The organism is Aliiglaciecola sp. NS0011-25 (assembly GCF_040370605.1).
GTDB lineage: Bacteria > Pseudomonadota > Gammaproteobacteria > Enterobacterales > Alteromonadaceae > Aliiglaciecola > Aliiglaciecola lipolytica_A.
The window spans coordinates 88,971-104,218 of sequence record NZ_BAABWR010000008.1 but is presented as its reverse complement, the minus strand read 5'-3'; the positions used below and the strand labels follow the sequence as shown (position 1 = coordinate 104,218).

General features: G+C 41.8%; 17 protein-coding genes. 5 read left to right on the top strand and 12 right to left on the bottom strand.

Annotation, left to right across the window (positions count from 1 at the left end; genetic code table 11):
- Window positions 1-190: 190 nt before the first annotated feature.
- From ABWV72_RS08810 to ABWV72_RS08775, 8 genes are all read right to left on the bottom strand, one after another.
- Window positions 191-913: an HAD-IA family hydrolase gene (locus ABWV72_RS08810; RefSeq protein ID WP_353370043.1), complete on the bottom strand. Its 723-nt coding sequence runs from the start codon at window positions 911-913 to the stop codon at window positions 191-193.
- Window positions 914-976: 63 nt separating this feature from the next.
- A complete protein-coding gene (gene xerC / locus ABWV72_RS08805; RefSeq protein ID WP_216050515.1) occupies window positions 977-1,873 on the bottom strand; it encodes a tyrosine recombinase XerC in 897 nt (298 codons plus the stop codon).
- A 2-nt stretch (window positions 1,874-1,875) separates the two neighbouring features.
- Window positions 1,876-2,574: a DUF484 family protein gene (locus ABWV72_RS08800; RefSeq protein ID WP_353370040.1), complete on the bottom strand. Its 699-nt coding sequence runs from the start codon at window positions 2,572-2,574 to the stop codon at window positions 1,876-1,878.
- On the bottom strand, window positions 2,571-3,401 hold the full coding sequence (dapF, locus tag ABWV72_RS08795) for a diaminopimelate epimerase (protein ID WP_216050513.1): 831 nt from the start codon (window positions 3,399-3,401) through the stop codon (window positions 2,571-2,573). The genes ABWV72_RS08800 and dapF overlap by 4 nt, the downstream gene beginning before the upstream one ends.
- Window positions 3,402-3,532: 131 nt before the next feature.
- On the bottom strand, window positions 3,533-4,783 hold the full coding sequence (gene lysA, locus ABWV72_RS08790) for a diaminopimelate decarboxylase (protein WP_216050512.1): 1,251 nt from the start codon (window positions 4,781-4,783) through the stop codon (window positions 3,533-3,535).
- Entirely contained in the window at window positions 4,784-4,942 is a 159-nt protein-coding gene (locus ABWV72_RS08785; protein WP_216050511.1) for an LptM family lipoprotein, read from the bottom strand. It abuts the gene before it with no gap.
- Window positions 4,943-5,485: 543 nt separating this feature from the next.
- The gene (locus ABWV72_RS08780; protein WP_353370037.1) at window positions 5,486-6,550 is read right to left on the bottom strand and encodes an MJ1255/VC2487 family glycosyltransferase; all 1,065 of its coding nucleotides are present in this window, start codon (window positions 6,548-6,550) and stop codon (window positions 5,486-5,488) included.
- Window positions 6,551-6,559: 9 nt separating this feature from the next.
- Entirely contained in the window at window positions 6,560-7,072 is a 513-nt protein-coding gene (locus ABWV72_RS08775) for a phosphatase PAP2 family protein (protein WP_216050509.1), read from the bottom strand.
- A 196-nt stretch (window positions 7,073-7,268) separates the two neighbouring features.
- Between ABWV72_RS08775 and rraA the strand changes: the two genes are divergently transcribed.
- Complete coding sequence (rraA, locus tag ABWV72_RS08770; RefSeq protein WP_216050592.1) at window positions 7,269-7,754, top strand: ribonuclease E activity regulator RraA; 486 nt, start codon at window positions 7,269-7,271, stop codon at window positions 7,752-7,754.
- Between the two features lie 87 nt (window positions 7,755-7,841).
- Here rraA and ABWV72_RS08765 read toward each other — a convergent pair whose 3' ends face one another.
- Genes ABWV72_RS08765 through mpl form a run of 3 tightly spaced genes read right to left on the bottom strand, consistent with a single transcriptional unit; the run spans window position 7,842 to window position 10,618 of the window.
- The gene (locus tag ABWV72_RS08765) at window positions 7,842-8,639 is read right to left on the bottom strand and encodes a S1/P1 nuclease (protein ID WP_353370035.1); all 798 of its coding nucleotides are present in this window, start codon (window positions 8,637-8,639) and stop codon (window positions 7,842-7,844) included.
- 19 nt (window positions 8,640-8,658) lie between these two features.
- Window positions 8,659-9,273 (bottom strand): flavin prenyltransferase UbiX, encoded by a 615-nt coding sequence (locus ABWV72_RS08760; protein WP_216050507.1) that lies wholly within the window; start codon window positions 9,271-9,273, stop codon window positions 8,659-8,661.
- Entirely contained in the window at window positions 9,263-10,618 is a 1,356-nt protein-coding gene (mpl, locus tag ABWV72_RS08755; RefSeq protein WP_353370032.1) for a UDP-N-acetylmuramate:L-alanyl-gamma-D-glutamyl-meso-diaminopimelate ligase, read from the bottom strand. The genes ABWV72_RS08760 and mpl overlap by 11 nt, the downstream gene beginning before the upstream one ends.
- A gap of 202 nt (window positions 10,619-10,820) precedes the next feature.
- On the opposite strand from mpl, the gene ABWV72_RS08750 reads away from it, so the two are divergent.
- From ABWV72_RS08750 to ABWV72_RS08735, 4 genes are all read left to right on the top strand, one after another.
- The gene (locus ABWV72_RS08750; protein ID WP_216050505.1) at window positions 10,821-11,792 is read left to right on the top strand and encodes a class 1 fructose-bisphosphatase; all 972 of its coding nucleotides are present in this window, start codon (window positions 10,821-10,823) and stop codon (window positions 11,790-11,792) included.
- A 324-nt stretch (window positions 11,793-12,116) separates the two neighbouring features.
- Window positions 12,117-12,656 (top strand): inorganic diphosphatase, encoded by a 540-nt coding sequence (gene ppa, locus ABWV72_RS08745; RefSeq protein WP_216050504.1) that lies wholly within the window; start codon window positions 12,117-12,119, stop codon window positions 12,654-12,656.
- A 136-nt stretch (window positions 12,657-12,792) separates the two neighbouring features.
- Complete coding sequence (locus ABWV72_RS08740; protein WP_342806567.1) at window positions 12,793-14,055, top strand: MFS transporter; 1,263 nt, start codon at window positions 12,793-12,795, stop codon at window positions 14,053-14,055.
- Between the two features lie 15 nt (window positions 14,056-14,070).
- Window positions 14,071-14,529 (top strand): DUF3299 domain-containing protein, encoded by a 459-nt coding sequence (locus ABWV72_RS08735; RefSeq protein WP_353370029.1) that lies wholly within the window; start codon window positions 14,071-14,073, stop codon window positions 14,527-14,529.
- A 21-nt stretch (window positions 14,530-14,550) separates the two neighbouring features.
- Here ABWV72_RS08735 and ABWV72_RS08730 read toward each other — a convergent pair whose 3' ends face one another.
- The gene (locus tag ABWV72_RS08730) at window positions 14,551-15,246 is read right to left on the bottom strand and encodes a 2OG-Fe(II) oxygenase (RefSeq protein ID WP_353370027.1); all 696 of its coding nucleotides are present in this window, start codon (window positions 15,244-15,246) and stop codon (window positions 14,551-14,553) included.
- Between the last annotated feature and the right edge of the window lie 2 nt (window positions 15,247-15,248).

The window sequence follows — 15,248 nt, the reverse complement described above, 5'->3', positions numbered from 1 at the left end:
CGAGTTTGTCATCGCTTTTCCACGGGCTGAAGCCCGTGCTACAGACATTAGTAGCACGGTATTTATGCCGTGGATTGGTTGAATTGTTTACTGAGAGCTGAAGCCCGTGCTACAAAGGCGAAAATGTATTTGGTTATTTATCTGTAGGCGAGTGCTTTAGCCTCGTGTTATAAGAGCGAACTGTCCGTATTTAGTTTTCAATCAATAAATTTAACTCTTCCAAATCATCTAATTGAACATGAGGAAGGACTGTGGTCTTTTCTTGAGTTAAATGCATTTTCCGGTTGTAGGCGTACCAACCGCTTTGCATGCCCGCATTGATTGCGCCCATCACATCTTTTTCTAAGTTATCACCCACATGTAGAATCTCTTTGGGAGCTACTTTCAATGTTGAACTTGCCAGCGTAAACATCGCATCGTGAGGCTTCATCGGTCGTTCCAAATTGGCTTTAAAACAATGGCTAAAATACTCACTAATACCAATCTGTTGCAGGTTCACGTTACCGTTGGTGATAGCAACCAAAGGGAGTTTATTAGCCAACTTAGACAACAAGGCACATATTTCTTGGTTCACTTGAAAGTTACTGCGATGGTGATAAAAGAAATCAAAACAGTCATCCACCGCTGAGCTGAGATGGTGATCTTGATAACCCGCTTTTTGCAATCCTGTTTGTAATGTATGTTTGCGTAAAGCCCCCATATCTGAGGCCAGTTGAGGCTGACTTTGTAAATGTTCTAGTTTGAATTGTTGCCAATCTTGGTAGGAAAACTCTGATGTTTTTGGGTAGCTAGCAGACAAATAGCTAAGTAGCTTTTTTTCAGCTTCCATAATAAAGGGATAGTTGTCATACAACGTATCATCTAAATCAAAACTAATGGCTTTTATTGGGGAAAAATTCCGATAAAATTTCATTCAGGAATACCTATTCTTCAACCTTTTAATGTTTTTTATTCGTCAATACTGGAAGTCTGACTACTATTTGTTTTTTCGCGACCGAGGGTGTGCATTGTCGTACACCTTGGATAAATGCTGAAAATCCAAGTGTGTATACACTTGGGTGGTCGACAAATTCGCATGACCTAGTAGCTCTTGTACTGCGCGTAAATCTCCGCTGGATTCTAACATATGAGTGGCATAAGAATGTCGCAACTTGTGTGGATTTACTTTTTGGTCAATATGTTGTTTGTGTGCCCATAATTGCATTCGCTTGGCAATTTGACGGTGGCTTATGCGGCGTTTGTGCATACTAACAAACAGCGCTTGTTCGTCGGCTGGGGGAGTCATTTGACTGCGTACCGCCAACCATTTATTTAACCAAGTTATGGCTGTCTTACCAACCGGTATCACACGCTCTTTACGACCTTTACCGAATACTCTAATTTGACCTTTGGTGACTATGTCTTGCAAGTTTAAGCCAGACAATTCGGCTAAACGTAATCCACAACCGTACGTTAGCTCCATCATTGCTCGGTCACGCACCGCCAACACAGATTCTGGATCTATTTCCAGTAATTGGCCAACTTGGTCTACATTCAAGTGTTTCGGCAGTGGCCTGCCAAGTTTAGGTGTTTGTACGGCTTTCGCTGGGTTAGTTTTGAGTACACTCTGAGCGACTAGAAATTGGCAAAACGTGCGTAATGCAGACAAACGCAATGCAATTGAGCGCGGGGCTAAATTTTTGCGTCTAGCCTGACTCAAAATAGATTTAATATGATGAGTAGTTAATTCAGACCAACTTGATATGTCTAACTGTTCACTTATCGAGTGCAGTTGTCGCTGGTAGTTTTCTATTGTTTTGGGTGAAAGGTTTCTTTCGTATTTTATGAACGAAAAAAATTTTTCCAGCCAGTGGTCTAAGGCTGGAGCGTCCATGGTTAATATCCAGCCAAGTTTGGCAGCAGTACGTTTAAGAACTGTTGCAACTGAGTGATCAGTAAAGTATCCATATCTGGATTGAAATGACTTGGGTCTTTACTGCCAATGGCTAAAATTCCTAGTTCGCCTTTTTCACCTAGCAGCATAAGAGCGACAGATTCAACGTTTCCTTCTTTGAACAGCAACTGCTTTTCATGTTGGCTTAAGCGGCCGAAGAAAAAACAGTCTTGTTTAAAACGCTTTTCGATAAATAATTTGCGTTGAATCTCTGGTAACGCATGGGCACCGCTGAACGATTTTAACGTGACAGCGGATAATCGTAGCTTTTGGCGCATAACATCTTCAAGTACATCTTGGACTTCGCTGAAAAATCGGCAACTGAGTAATTGAAGGTTCAAATCTGCATAAATACGGTATATTTGTTCGTTTTGCTTCGCTATCGAAATGAGTTGATTGAGCTTGTGGGACAATTCGCGATTATTCTTGCGTAATTGTTCTGATTGCAACTCAACCAGAGAAATGCTGCCTTTTTGTTGATGAGAAATGACGAGTTTTTCCGCCAATTCTGGATACTCAACAAAAAAATCAGGATTCTCTAACAAGTAGTCTTTTACGTCTTTATCGCTAACGACGTCTGCCACTTTTTCATAATTAGTTAGCATTTCCCTATTTACCTGTTGTTGTGCTGTATCACTCATATTATGAGGGTTCCATCAAAAATATGTTCCGCAGGACCAGTCATTTTTAATACATTGTCTTTACCTTGCCAACGTATTTTTAATGTACCACCGGGTAGGTCAACTTGTACATCTTTGCTTAGTTTACCTTGAATCTGACCAATTGCCACTGCTGCACAAGCACCCGTTCCACAAGCTAAAGTTTCACCTGCTCCGCGTTCGTGTACTCGCAGTTTTATATGATTTTCGTTGATTATTTGCATGAACCCAACATTGACGTTTTCAGGAAATCTGTCATGGGTTTCAAGTAATGGGCCGATGTTTTCTACATCTGCAGTTTGCACGTCATCAACTTCAAGCACGCAATGGGGATTCCCCATTGACACCGAACCGACCATAAAGGTTTGCTCTTGCGCTCGAATCAAATAAATTTTTTCTTCTTTATTGGCTTTTAAAGGTATCTTTGCTGGCTCGAAAATCGGGCGTCCCATATTTACGGTGACTTGGCCGTCTTTTTCAAGATACAACACTATCTTGCCAGACTTAGTACTAACCACCACTTTATTACGGTTAGTTAACCCCTTTATTTTTACAAACTTTGCAAAGCATCTTGCGCCATTGCCGCACTGAGAAACCTCCGAACCATCGGCATTAAAAATACGATAGTGGAAGTCTTGTTCCGGATCATAAGGCGGTTCAACCAACAACAGTTGGTCGAAGCCTATGCCAAAGTTTCTATCAGCCAATTGCTGAATTTTATCTTTCGAAAAAAATACATTTTGCGTGACATTGTCGATAACGACGAAATCGTTGCCAAGACCATGCATCTTAGAAAATTGAATTTGCATTATTACTACTAAAAGTTTTGTTACGGTTATATTAACCTACATATGCGGCGACCAAAATAGCTATTTTGCAGTCTATTTGCGACACACACTAAAAACAACGTAAATTCAGGTAACTAATTTACATGTTATCGCTACGAAATAACGTGTTCACCCTTCCACAGGTCAGATAACACTTCTCGTTCACGTGCTAAATGTAATTGGTTTTTATCAACAATTATTTCAGCTGGACGACAACGGCTGTTGTAATTTGACGCCATCACAAAACCGTAAGCACCTGCACTGCGCACAACCAACAAGTCGTTAGGAGCAATTTCCAGCTCTCGGTCTTTACCAATGAAATCTCCGGTTTCGCAAATTGGACCAACGATGTCATAGATTGCCTTAGGCTTGCCTGTACTCAGTTCCGCAGGAATGATGTTTTGCCAAGCTGAATAAAGTGCTGGACGAATTAAATCATTCATTGCGGCATCTACTATGGCGAAGTTTTTCTCTTCCCCTTGTTTAATAAATTCTACTTTGGTGATGAGAATACCTGCGTTTGCCATAATCGCACGTCCAGGTTCAAATATTAGCTTAAGCTCTGGGCGCTGCTGCATGCGCGTCATAAGTGCTTCAACGTACTGATCGGGATGGGGCGGCGTTTCATCTTTATACGCCACGCCTAAACCACCGCCGACATCGAGGTGACTGATGGTGATACCCAGTTCGGCCAGCTCATCAATCAGTAATAACAATCTGTCTAGTGCATCTACGAATGGCACTATATCGGTGAGTTGTGAGCCAATATGACAGTCCATGCCTTTAATTTCTAAATGCTCATAGCTAGCGGCAAGCTTATAAATGGCAACCGCGTTTTCTCGTGGTATACCAAATTTGTTGGCTTTGAGCCCTGTTGAAATATAGGGGTGCGTTTTAGCATCCACATCGGGATTTACGCGAATAGAAATTGGCGCGACTACATTGAGTTTAGATGCAACTTTATTGATCCGCTCTAATTCAGGAGCAGACTCAACGTTAAAACATAAAATGTTTTTAGACAGAGCAAATTCAATTTCTTGTTCGGTTTTACCGACTCCAGAAAATACCACTTTAGTTGGATCACCACCGGCTTCAATTACGCGAGATAATTCACCGCTTGAGACGATATCAAAACCAGAGCCTAGCTTCGCCATGACCGAAAGCACACCTAAATTGGAATTTGCTTTCACCGCGTAACAAATCAGGTGAGCATGCTTACCTGCAGCTTTGTCAAAAGCATGCCAGTGACGCTCTATTGTTGCTCTGGAATAAACATAACAAGGTGTCCCAAACTGCTCTGCAATCTGTTGAACCGGCACATCTTCGGCGTGAAGGGTAGAGTCTTGATACTGAAAATAATCCAACTACGACTGCTCCTCTGAGTCATCTAAATTTTGCTCTGCGGTGGGTGAGTTTTGCTCAGTGGGATGAATTAGTTCACCCTTAAGCCCACATCCTGAAATGATAAAAATGAACGCCAATAAGGAAAGCATACGAATCGCAAAACACAGATTTTTGAACACTGATATCACCTAACAATTACGAAAGGCTATATCATCTCATCAAAAGCAAAAAAAACAAGCATTGCCACTGCCTGATTTGGGATAAGACATGCAATAAATTAATAATTGCCTCTAAATCAAGGTCACTTACGTCGCTGTCACATTAAACTGACGCCGCACTTTTTCTTGTTAGGACCGGCTTGTTAGGACAGGCATCCAAAAGGGCATGTTAGGACAGCCACCCAAAGGGGGCATGTTTGGACAGGCATCCAAAAGGGCTTGTTAGGACAGCCATCCAAAGGGGCATGTTAGGACCGGCATGTTTGGACAGCCACCCAAAGGTGCATGATAGGACAGCCACCCAAAAGGGCATGTTAGGACAGCCACCCAAAAGGACTTGTTAGGACAGGGCTTGTTAGGACAGCCATCCAAAGGGGCATGTTAGGACAGCCATCCAAGGGAGCTTGTTAGGACAGCCACCCAAAAGGACTTGTTAGGACAGCCATCCAAAGGGGCATGTTTGGACAGCCACTTTGATCTGAACGACATTTGCAAAATTTGGAGTTAGGCGCCATTGGCTAAAGACATGCGCACTGACTCTGGGAAACGGGTGATTTTCCAAAGTTGCTCACACAGTCTTTTGGTATCCATGTAATCCCCCTCCAGTAGCCAGTTGATTAGTATGTCTGGGGAATTTGGGTAGGTAATTGGTTCCGGTGAGTCTTTACTTAGCCACTTTGAAACGATGTTTGGGTCTAAACTATCCATACTGTCACACCGGTTCATGCGCTCTAGTGTGACGCGGTTGGATGTTTGTTCGTATTGATTTTTCAGCGGCTTTACCAGAATTTTTTTGCCTAATTGCAAACATTCGCTAGACAGCTCAAAACCTCCATTTGCAATGACTCCCGCACATTCAAATAAAGCTTGTTGGAAGCTTTGTTTAGAAAGTGGTCGCCATTGGCTGTTTGCAGTTGCAAAAGGGCCGTCTATATCTGGGTGGTAACAAACAAATTTTTCGTTAGGAAACTTTTCTAGTAACGCTTTGATGGCCTCTACATTTTCAAACGGCAAATAGACCAGCACATGTTCGCCTTTGGTTGCCTTGCTGTAAGATTCTTCGATGAATGGAGGCATAATAGGGAAGCCAAAATGATACCAATGGACTCCCAAATTGACATCGCAGGGAGCGAACGTGCGCATCAGCATTCTGTCGGTCCAAGCTTCACCTTGTTTAGGCACTTTATGTTTAAATGCTGCTTGGTGACTAATTGATATAGACGATAGGTCTTTCATTTTGGCGGCCCAAGCTGTTACTGGCTCGAAGTCATTCAGTAATACATGGTATTTGGCCACATTGAGTTGTTTTACATCCCGTATAAATTGTCTGATATTGGCTTGTTTTAGCGTTTCCCAGCGATTTACCTCGCCATTTTCGGTAATGAACGTTAATCCTGTCACAGTGCGATAATTGCCAAACACTTCCATGTCGAAGTAACGGGAGGGATCGCGACCACTAAATATGAAGTCAACTTCAATATCATCTCGTTTGGCAAAAGCTTTCGCCATGATTCGCGCCCGAGCAATGTGACCATTACCCGTGCCTTGCACGCCATACAATATTTTCATTAAAACTACTTATACAAGGATAGAAAGACTTAACATTGAAATAGTGATACCTAAAAACGCACCGGCAACAATGTCACTAGGATAATGGACACCCAGCATGACTCTGGATAATCCAATTAAGCTTGCCCAAATATAAACTAAAACAGCTACGCTGGGATAGAAGTGAGCCAATAGCGATGCCATCAAAAAAGCAGCTGCGGTATGGCCTGAGGGTAAGCTGAATTTATCCGAAGGAGTAATGTGAGAGCGAAAATTGTAGATTAAATCGCAAGGCCTTTGACGCTTAAACAATTTTTTTAAAATCACATATATGGGTAATTCTAAAGCGTAGGCTAATAATGAGGTGTAAAGGAATATCGCCCCATCTTTGGGGTCGAAAACGCACAACAGCACGCCTAACAGCAAATAAACGTGCCCGTCGCCACTTTTTGAGATGTATTTAATTATTCGGCAATCGCGACCGGCGGTTACACCGAAAATCCAACGGAATATATGTGTATCAGCTCTGCCAAATGCATTCATCTCTAGGTACTCTTACATTTTGTACTCATTGCGAATAAAAGTAACCCTAGTGTATGAACGCTAGTTGACAAAAATACGAAACCTTTGTGACAGATGTAAGTCATATTTGTGACAGTGAAGAAAACGAATCTTAAGGTTTTACAAACTCGCTCGTAACACTTAATCTAGAGCTTTAATGCTTGAGTTGGATATTCTGATGGAATACAACACGTCTGAACTGTGTGATTTATTTGCTGATAGTGTAGATGTTGTCGACCCTTTATTTGTTAATTATGGTGGTAGGCTTTCTTACGGTGGTGAGATTACAACCGTTAAATGCCATGAAGATAAGGGATTGATTGATAAAGTATTGTCTCAACCTGGTAAAGGCAAAGTTTTACTAATTGATGGTGGCGGTTCTACTCGTCGAGCCTTGATTGATGTGAATACGGCTCAAATTGCCATTGAGCACGATTGGGAAGGCATTGTTTGTTACGGCAGCGTGCGTGAAGTCGATCAGCTTGAAGAATTAGATATTGGTATTCATGCCGTCGCGTCTATTCCAGTTAACGCTGCATTTGAACAAGTCGGCGAAGTTGATGTAGCGGTTAATTTTGGTGGTGTCACTTTTTTACCTGAAGATCATCTTTATGCTGATAGCACTGGCATTATTTTATCCCCAGAGCCGCTTGATATAGAATGAGTTTGAATGATTCAGTGAATCTTATTTGCTAGCAGCTGCCTAATGGGAATAGGCAGCTGTTACGATAAATCTTCGTTAGGGTGTTGGTTACAAGATTGAATTCAAGTAGGCAGCAATTCGCACTCCACCCATCTGCAACCTTTGCTTAACTTCAGGTAGGTGTTGGTATTGATAGCTCCAACTTAATTTTTCTTCCTGTGGGTATATGTTATTGCGCAATTGAATGCTTTCTTTGATCCACACTCTGGGATCAGTGGTTTGCCATTGTTTTGCCATCTCGGGTGAGATTTTTTGAGTTAACCAGTTTGTCCATTCTGTGAAAGACAATTGTTGTCTATCAATAATGCCGCTATCCCAAACTCGGTGCAGGTTTGAGTTTTCCCAAAAAAACTCGAGTTTGACATCGTTTCCACCGCGGTCTGTGCCATCACCAGCGTGTAATGGCTGATGCAAATCTCCGATAATATGGACAATAAAATGCAGCGCTAATTGTTTGTCTTGCAAAGTTGCTTCTGGGTTTTTCAGGGTCGCACTAAATGACAGCAAAGCCGTGTAAGCATCACCTTGTGACGGGGCATGTTTAGCGGCACTATAATCGCTGCCTTCGGGGACGCTAACATAATGCCAAGGAGATGAAGTTTTCTGCCAGAACTCCGAAGGGTCAGAGCGCATTTCATCTGCAAAGGTCGATATTTCAGCTAAGGATTTGGTTGGGTAAATAGCTGCAATTTTTGCTTTCGCATCTGCGCTTAAATACTGCTCCGCAATATTCGCGGTGACGCGATGACCAGTTTGCCCCCACGCAAAGGCTTGGCTGTTCTGAAATAAACAGATTCCAAGCAGCGCCCATTTTGAATGTTTACGCAAAAAAGCGGTATATGACATAAATATCTATCTCTTTTTATTATTTTTGGTAGCCCCAACGAGGCATCAATTGTTGGTCAATATCTAAGTGGTCGAGGATCCGTGCGACCACAAAGTCGACCAAATCTTCAATCCGTTTAGGTTGGTGATAAAACCCTGGCGCCGCAGGCATTATGGTCACGCCCATCTGCGACAATTTGAGCATATGTTCAAGGTGAATGGTGGATAGTGGCATTTCCCGAGGAACTACAATTAATTGTCCTCTTTCTTTTATCACAACATCTGCTGCGCGTTCGATTAGGTTGTCACTTTTACCGGTGGAAATAGCGCTCAGTGAGCCAGTTGAACAAGGGCACACGACCATTTGTTTAGGGGCGGCAGAGCCGGAGGCTACTGGAGAAAACCACTCGTCTTTTCCAAACACGGTTATTTGTTCCGGTTTAGCATCAAAACGGTTAGTAAAAAACTCACTACAGGTTTTCGGATTGGCGGGTACTTTCAAGTCTTCTTCGGTCGCTAAAACGACTCTAGCGGCAGAAGATATGAGTAAATAAACTTGATAGTTAGCTGCAACTAAGGTTTCCAGCAACCTTAAACCATAAGGTGCGCCAGATGCCCCGGTGAATGCTAATGTAATTCGTTTTTCAAATTTCATGTTGGGCCAACTGTTCCAGTAAACGTGAATGAATGCCGCCAAAGCCACCGTTACTCATTATTAGAATATGATCGCCTGGTGCCACTTCGTGTATTAGTGTTTCGATAATGTCGTCAACACTAGCATAAACTCGGCTCGGCACAGCTGATTCTGCGGTAAGTTGCTGTAAAGACCAGTCTAAATTGTCTGGTTGAAACAGTAGTACTTGATCTGCATTTTTCCACGAATTAGCAAGCGTGCTGTGATGAACCCCCATTTTCATGGTGGCTGAACGAGGCTCTAATACGGCAAAAATACGTGCCTCTTTGACTTTGTTTCTTAAGCCATCGATCGTGGTTGCAATCGCAGTGGGATGGTGGGCGAAATCATCATAAACGGTAATGTCATTTACCACACCACGGGTCTCCATGCGTCTTTTCGCATTAACAAATTGTGCCAAAGCTTCAATCGCCAATTCAGGCTTTACGCCAGCATGACGGGCCGCTGCAATGGCCATAATCCCGTTGTGAATATTGTGTTGCCCTATCAATGACCAGTTTACCCGGCCAATAGTTTTGTTCTGCAATAACACATCAAACTCACTGCCATCAGCGGTTTGATTTGCAACTTGCCAATCCGTGCCTAAATATTGAACGGGTGTCCAACAGCCTTGTTCTAAAACCTGTTTTATATTTTCATCATTCGCCGGTGCTAATGCCAAACCATTACCGGGCAATATTCGGATCAAATGATGAAACTGTTTTTGTATCGCCGCCAAATTTTCAAAAATATCAGCGTGGTCGAACTCTAAATTGTTTAACACCAAGGTACGAGGATGGTAGTGCACAAACTTAGAACGTTTATCAAAAAACGCACTGTCGTACTCATCTGCTTCAATAACAAAAAATGGTGATTCACCTAAACGAGCTGAAATTCCAAAATTTTCTGGAACCCCGCCGATTAGAAAGCCAGGTTGCAATTCTGCATACTCGAGTACCCACGCTATCATGCTGGCGGTCGACGTTTTGCCATGGGTGCCTGATGCAGCTATTACCCATCTTTGTTTTAATACGTTTTCAGATAACCACTGTGGCCCACTGATATAATTTAAATTGCGATTTAACACCGCTTCCACACATGGATTTCCCCGCGACATTGCATTACCAATAATCACCACATCGGGCTCAGGGTTGAGCTGGGCTGGATCAAACCCTTGGGTCAGTGGAATGCCTAAAGATTCTAGCTGAGTGCTCATTGGCGGATAAACATTGGCATCGGAACCACTTACGTGATGTCCCATTGATTTGGCAATGGCGGCAATTCCACCCATAAAGGTGCCGCAAATCCCTAAAATATGAATATGCATAACTTTGGTTTTTTGAAAAAAAATTTTCGTAAGGTTAACAGAGATTCGAATGCCAACAAATGGATATTAATTTTAACTTGTTGTTTTTTGTGCTGAGTTTTGTGTTTAATAAAGGTACACTTTATCAATGTGTTCTATGATTAGTAACAATTACTGTCTAAACCATGTCCCTTATACAATCTAAAAATAGGCTTTCACAAGAATGAAACGACTCAATTCACAATTGCAAGAAGACGGCGCTCCAATGGAGCTAATTTTGTTGATCCGCACATTATTAGCAGGTTGCAAGGAAATTTCTTTTAGGGTTAGTCAGGGCGCACTAGCGGGAGTGTTGGGCTCTTTGTTAAGTGAAAACGTTCAAGGCGAAACGCAAAAGAAACTGGACGTTATTTCTAACCAAATCTTAAAAGATATCTTAAAAGAGTCGGGTTATGTAAAAGCTATTTCTTCCGAGGAAGAAGATGACGTTGTAGGGTGCCATCCTGAAGGTAAGTATTTGGTCAGTTTTGATCCTCTTGATGGTTCATCAAATACAGATATCAATAGTTTGATAGGTACAATTTTCTCAATTACCCATGCACCACAATGGATGGACCCAGATGATCCTTCTGCTTTCTTGCAACCTGGAACGCAGATTGTGGCTGCTGGATATGTGCTTTACGGCCCGTCTACCATGTTGGCAATGAGCACTGGTCGCGGTACTCACATTTATACTCTGGATAAAACCCACGGAGGCTTCCTATTAACAGAAGCTAACGTAGAGGTACCTGAGCAAACTAAAGAGTTTTCCATTAATAGTTCTAACCAGCGTCACTGGGAAGAACCTATGCAAAATTATATTAACGACTTGATTGCTGGTGATGAAGGCCCTAGAGGTAAAAACTTCAATATGCGTTGGGTTGGCGCAATGGTTGGTGATATTCACCGTATCCTTTCTCGTGGTGGCCTTTTTGCTTATCCATTTGATAAACGTAATCCAAAAATACCGGGAAAATTGCGTTTATTATATGAAGCAAATCCCATGTCATTTCTAATTGAACAGGCCGGTGGTGCTGCCACAACAGGTGACAGACGAATCTTGGAAGTTATGCCAGAAGAAATTCACCAACGTGTTCCAGTTATTATGGGCTCTAAAGAAGAAGTGGAAACTTGTATTACCTATTACTCAAAATAATCTAAGTAATAGATTTGTTTCTATAGGCAATTCCAAATCAGGGCGTAGGATAAAAACTTACGCCCTTTTTTATGGGCGATATTAGCTGAATCCGGTCTGCTTTATTTTTAATCTGAAAGTGAACTAGGCACTGGTGATTTGCAGGTAAGTTGTCGTTTGGCGATGAAATCGCTATTGAAGACACAAAAGTACACACTTTTGCTAAATAATTGCGCATAATACTTTAAAACAACCTTAATAAGACCAAGGTAGCGATTTCATCTTGCACTGGAAGTCTTTATAATTGCCAATATTCACGTTAAATCAACTTATAGGTATGAATCAATGAGCTTAAATGCTGTTCCAGCAGGTAAAAACTTGCCAGATGAAGTAAATGTCATCATCGAAATCCCAGCCCACGCTGACCCAGTAAAATATGAAGTAGATAAAGACACTGGCGCCATCTTTGTTGACCGCTTCATGGCAACTTGTATGCATTATCCAACTAACTATGGTTACGTGCCACAGACGCTTTCTCTTGATGGCGACCCTGTTGACGTTTTGGTGATGACACCGTTTCCTTTATTGGCTGGCTCAGTCATCAAGTGTAGACCTGTAGGTGTTTTGAAGATGACTGATGAGTCAGGTGAAGATGCTAAAGTATTGGCTGTGCCAATTGATAAGCTTTCTACCATCTATCGTGAAGTAAAAGAAATCGATCAGGTGCCTGAATTGACTAAGCAACAAATTGAGCATTTCTTTGCCCATTATAAAGATTTAGAACCTAACAAATGGGTGAAAATCGAAGGATGGGGAAATTGTGAAGATGCTAAAGCTGAAATCGTTGATAGCGTAAAACGCTACCAAACTGAAGAAAAAGCTTAGTACCAAGCAAATTTAGAAAAGGGCTAACTTTAGGTTAGCCCTTTTTTTTGCTTGTTTCTGAGCAAAGCATTTTTCTGCAAACTGCTGTAAACTTGCCATTCTTTATTATTCCCGTAAATGGCTAAAGCACAACATCATGAAGCTCAATTCGATTCGAAATAATCCTCAATTACTATTGTTGGCGATGGCGTTTGTTATGCCTTTAGTATTTTCGGTGTGGAATGCTCTTCTGAATAATTTTGTGGTTGAAAAAGCCCAGTTTACAGGTGCCGAAATTGGCATGCTACAAAGCTTGCGAGAAGTACCGGGGTTTCTGGCCTTTACCGCCGTGTTTTTATTGTTAGTAATTAAAGAACAAACTTTGGCAATGCTTTCACTCGCAGCTATGTGTGTCGGTGTCGCAATGACAGGCTTTTTTCCCTTTGAGATAGGTTTGTATTGCACCACGGTGATCATGTCAGTTGGCTTCCATTATTTTGAAACCATGAACCAATCGCTGACGTTGCAGTGGCTTGGAAAAGAAAAAACTGCGCATTTTATGGGGCAACAATTAGCTGTTAAAAGCTTCGCATCATTGTTTGCTTACGGCAGTATTTGGTTGTTAATGGATTACGTGGGTATAAGCTATCAAACCATGTACATGCTAGCTGGTGGATTAGGTTTAGTCATTGTTCTGTTTCTATGGGCTTTCTTCGCACAGTTTAAGCAACCTTCTATACAACACAAACATATGTTCCTGCGCAAACGCTACTGGTTATATTATTGTTTAACCTTCTTTAGTGGTGCTCGTCGACAAATATTCATGGTTTTTGCTTCATTTATGATGGTTGAAAAATTTGGATACAGCGTGGGTGAAATTAGCCTGCTATTTATTATCAATTACGTATTTAACCTGTTGTTTGCCAGTAAAATTGGTCGATGGATTGCGAAAGTAGGGGAGCGCAAGGCTTTAACCGTGGAGTATATTGGCTTAATTGTGATTTTTGTGAGTTACGCCTTAGTGACAAGTTCACAATGGGCCGCTGCTTTGTATGTTATTGATCATCTGTTTTTTGCCATGGCGATAGCCATGAAAACTTATTTTCAAAAGATTGCTGATCCACGGGACATTGCATCCACAGCAGGGGTGAGTTTTACGATTAATCACATTGCGGCTGTGGTTATACCCGCTTTATTAGGTATTGTTTGGCTTACTTCGCCTACTTTAGTATTCTTTATTGGTGCAAGTTTTGCTGTGTGTTCACTGCTGTTGGCATTGAATATTCCAGATGCACCTGATGCAGGAAACGAAGTAAGAAAGAACCCTTTTTGTTGGGCAAATCATCCTTATCAAGCGCCAGACATTTCTGCTGCATCTGCGATATCTGAAGAATCAGCCAACATTAAGCCCACTATCTAAGGACTAACTAAATTTATGCGAGCTCTATTACTTACTCTGCTTTTTATAACAACCTCTGCTTATAGCGAACCCACAGAAGTGTTTTGGGAAGATTTAGTGCCTGCCAATTATGTCGCACCGCCTGTAGACATTGATCACGCTTTGACTACCGGTCAGCAAAATCTATCTGCGCCTGTGGTGGCTAAATTCAACAATATGGAAGTGAAAATACCCGGATTTGTCGTTCCTCTTGAAGGTGATCAAGACAATATTACTGAGTTTTTATTGGTTCCTTTTTTTGGTGCTTGTATCCATGTACCGCCGCCACCACCTAATCAAATTGTTTACGTGAAAATTCCAGGGGGCGTGCCAGCGATGGCATTAACAGATGTGGTTTGGGTAGTCGGCACCTTAACAACAGAAGGTTGGAGTGGCGAGATCGCAACAGTAGGGTATACCTTGAAGGGACAATCGGTATTACCTTACGACGGTTAAATTAAATAAGCGTTTGAACTTTTAAGCCGTGTAGATGCGCTCTGCTGGATTAAATAACACCCAAGAGGTGAGAATGTATTTATCGTTGGAAACAGGCACTGAGCCTCTATGGGTATGGGTAAAATAAGCAGGAGCAATCACCATTCTACCGGCTTTGGGTTGCACGGATTTATTTTGATAATAAAAATCCGTGGTGCCGCCTTCATCCACATCATTTAGATAAAACATAAACAATAAGATACGATGCAGGGCGTCATTATTACCAGCTTGTGGATATACTTCTGAGTGCCAGTATGGATATCCACCTTTGTTCATTTGGTATTTTTGTGCGTTGATGTCACCAATTCGAAATAGGTATTGCACCAAGTTTTGTAAGTTCGGTTTACCCACTGTTTCGAAATTTTCTTGGGTTAACTTTACTGGTTGGCCGCTGCTGGGATCTTGCACCGTTAAACCAATTGGACCGATCAGTGCAAAAAAATGTTTTTCAAAGTAATTCATTAATTGCTGAGATAACAATGGCAGCATCGCTTGATATTCAGGCTGAAATTCAGGGTGTTGTACTATCGATACATCTTTACTGAGCTTTTTATCAGTATCAACACCGCCGCCAGTGCGACCTGGCTGAATATTTTTGCTGTTTTCGAAACGCTGGATGAATCCACTACACAACTTCTGCGGCAATACATCATCAATTACTTCAATAAAATCTGTCACTT

Coding starts and splice junctions, on each gene's coding strand:
- ABWV72_RS08810 (WP_353370043.1), bottom strand. CDS start 913: ATGAAATTTTATCGGAATTTTTCCCCAATAAAAGCCATTAGTTTTGAT.
- xerC (WP_216050515.1), bottom strand. CDS start 1,873: ATGGACGCTCCAGCCTTAGACCACTGGCTGGAAAAATTTTTTTCGTTC.
- ABWV72_RS08800 (WP_353370040.1), bottom strand. CDS start 2,574: ATGAGTGATACAGCACAACAACAGGTAAATAGGGAAATGCTAACTAAT.
- dapF (WP_216050513.1), bottom strand. CDS start 3,401: ATGCAAATTCAATTTTCTAAGATGCATGGTCTTGGCAACGATTTCGTC.
- ABWV72_RS08780 (WP_353370037.1), bottom strand. CDS start 6,550: ATGAAAATATTGTATGGCGTGCAAGGCACGGGTAATGGTCACATTGCT.
- ABWV72_RS08775 (WP_216050509.1), bottom strand. CDS start 7,072: ATGAATGCATTTGGCAGAGCTGATACACATATATTCCGTTGGATTTTC.
- rraA (WP_216050592.1), top strand. CDS start 7,269: ATGGAATACAACACGTCTGAACTGTGTGATTTATTTGCTGATAGTGTA.
- ABWV72_RS08765 (WP_353370035.1), bottom strand. CDS start 8,639: ATGTCATATACCGCTTTTTTGCGTAAACATTCAAAATGGGCGCTGCTT.
- ABWV72_RS08760 (WP_216050507.1), bottom strand. CDS start 9,273: ATGAAATTTGAAAAACGAATTACATTAGCATTCACCGGGGCATCTGGC.
- mpl (WP_353370032.1), bottom strand. CDS start 10,618: ATGCATATTCATATTTTAGGGATTTGCGGCACCTTTATGGGTGGAATT.
- ABWV72_RS08750 (WP_216050505.1), top strand. CDS start 10,821: ATGAAACGACTCAATTCACAATTGCAAGAAGACGGCGCTCCAATGGAG.
- ppa (WP_216050504.1), top strand. CDS start 12,117: ATGAGCTTAAATGCTGTTCCAGCAGGTAAAAACTTGCCAGATGAAGTA.
- ABWV72_RS08740 (WP_342806567.1), top strand. CDS start 12,793: ATGAAGCTCAATTCGATTCGAAATAATCCTCAATTACTATTGTTGGCG.
- ABWV72_RS08735 (WP_353370029.1), top strand. CDS start 14,071: ATGCGAGCTCTATTACTTACTCTGCTTTTTATAACAACCTCTGCTTAT.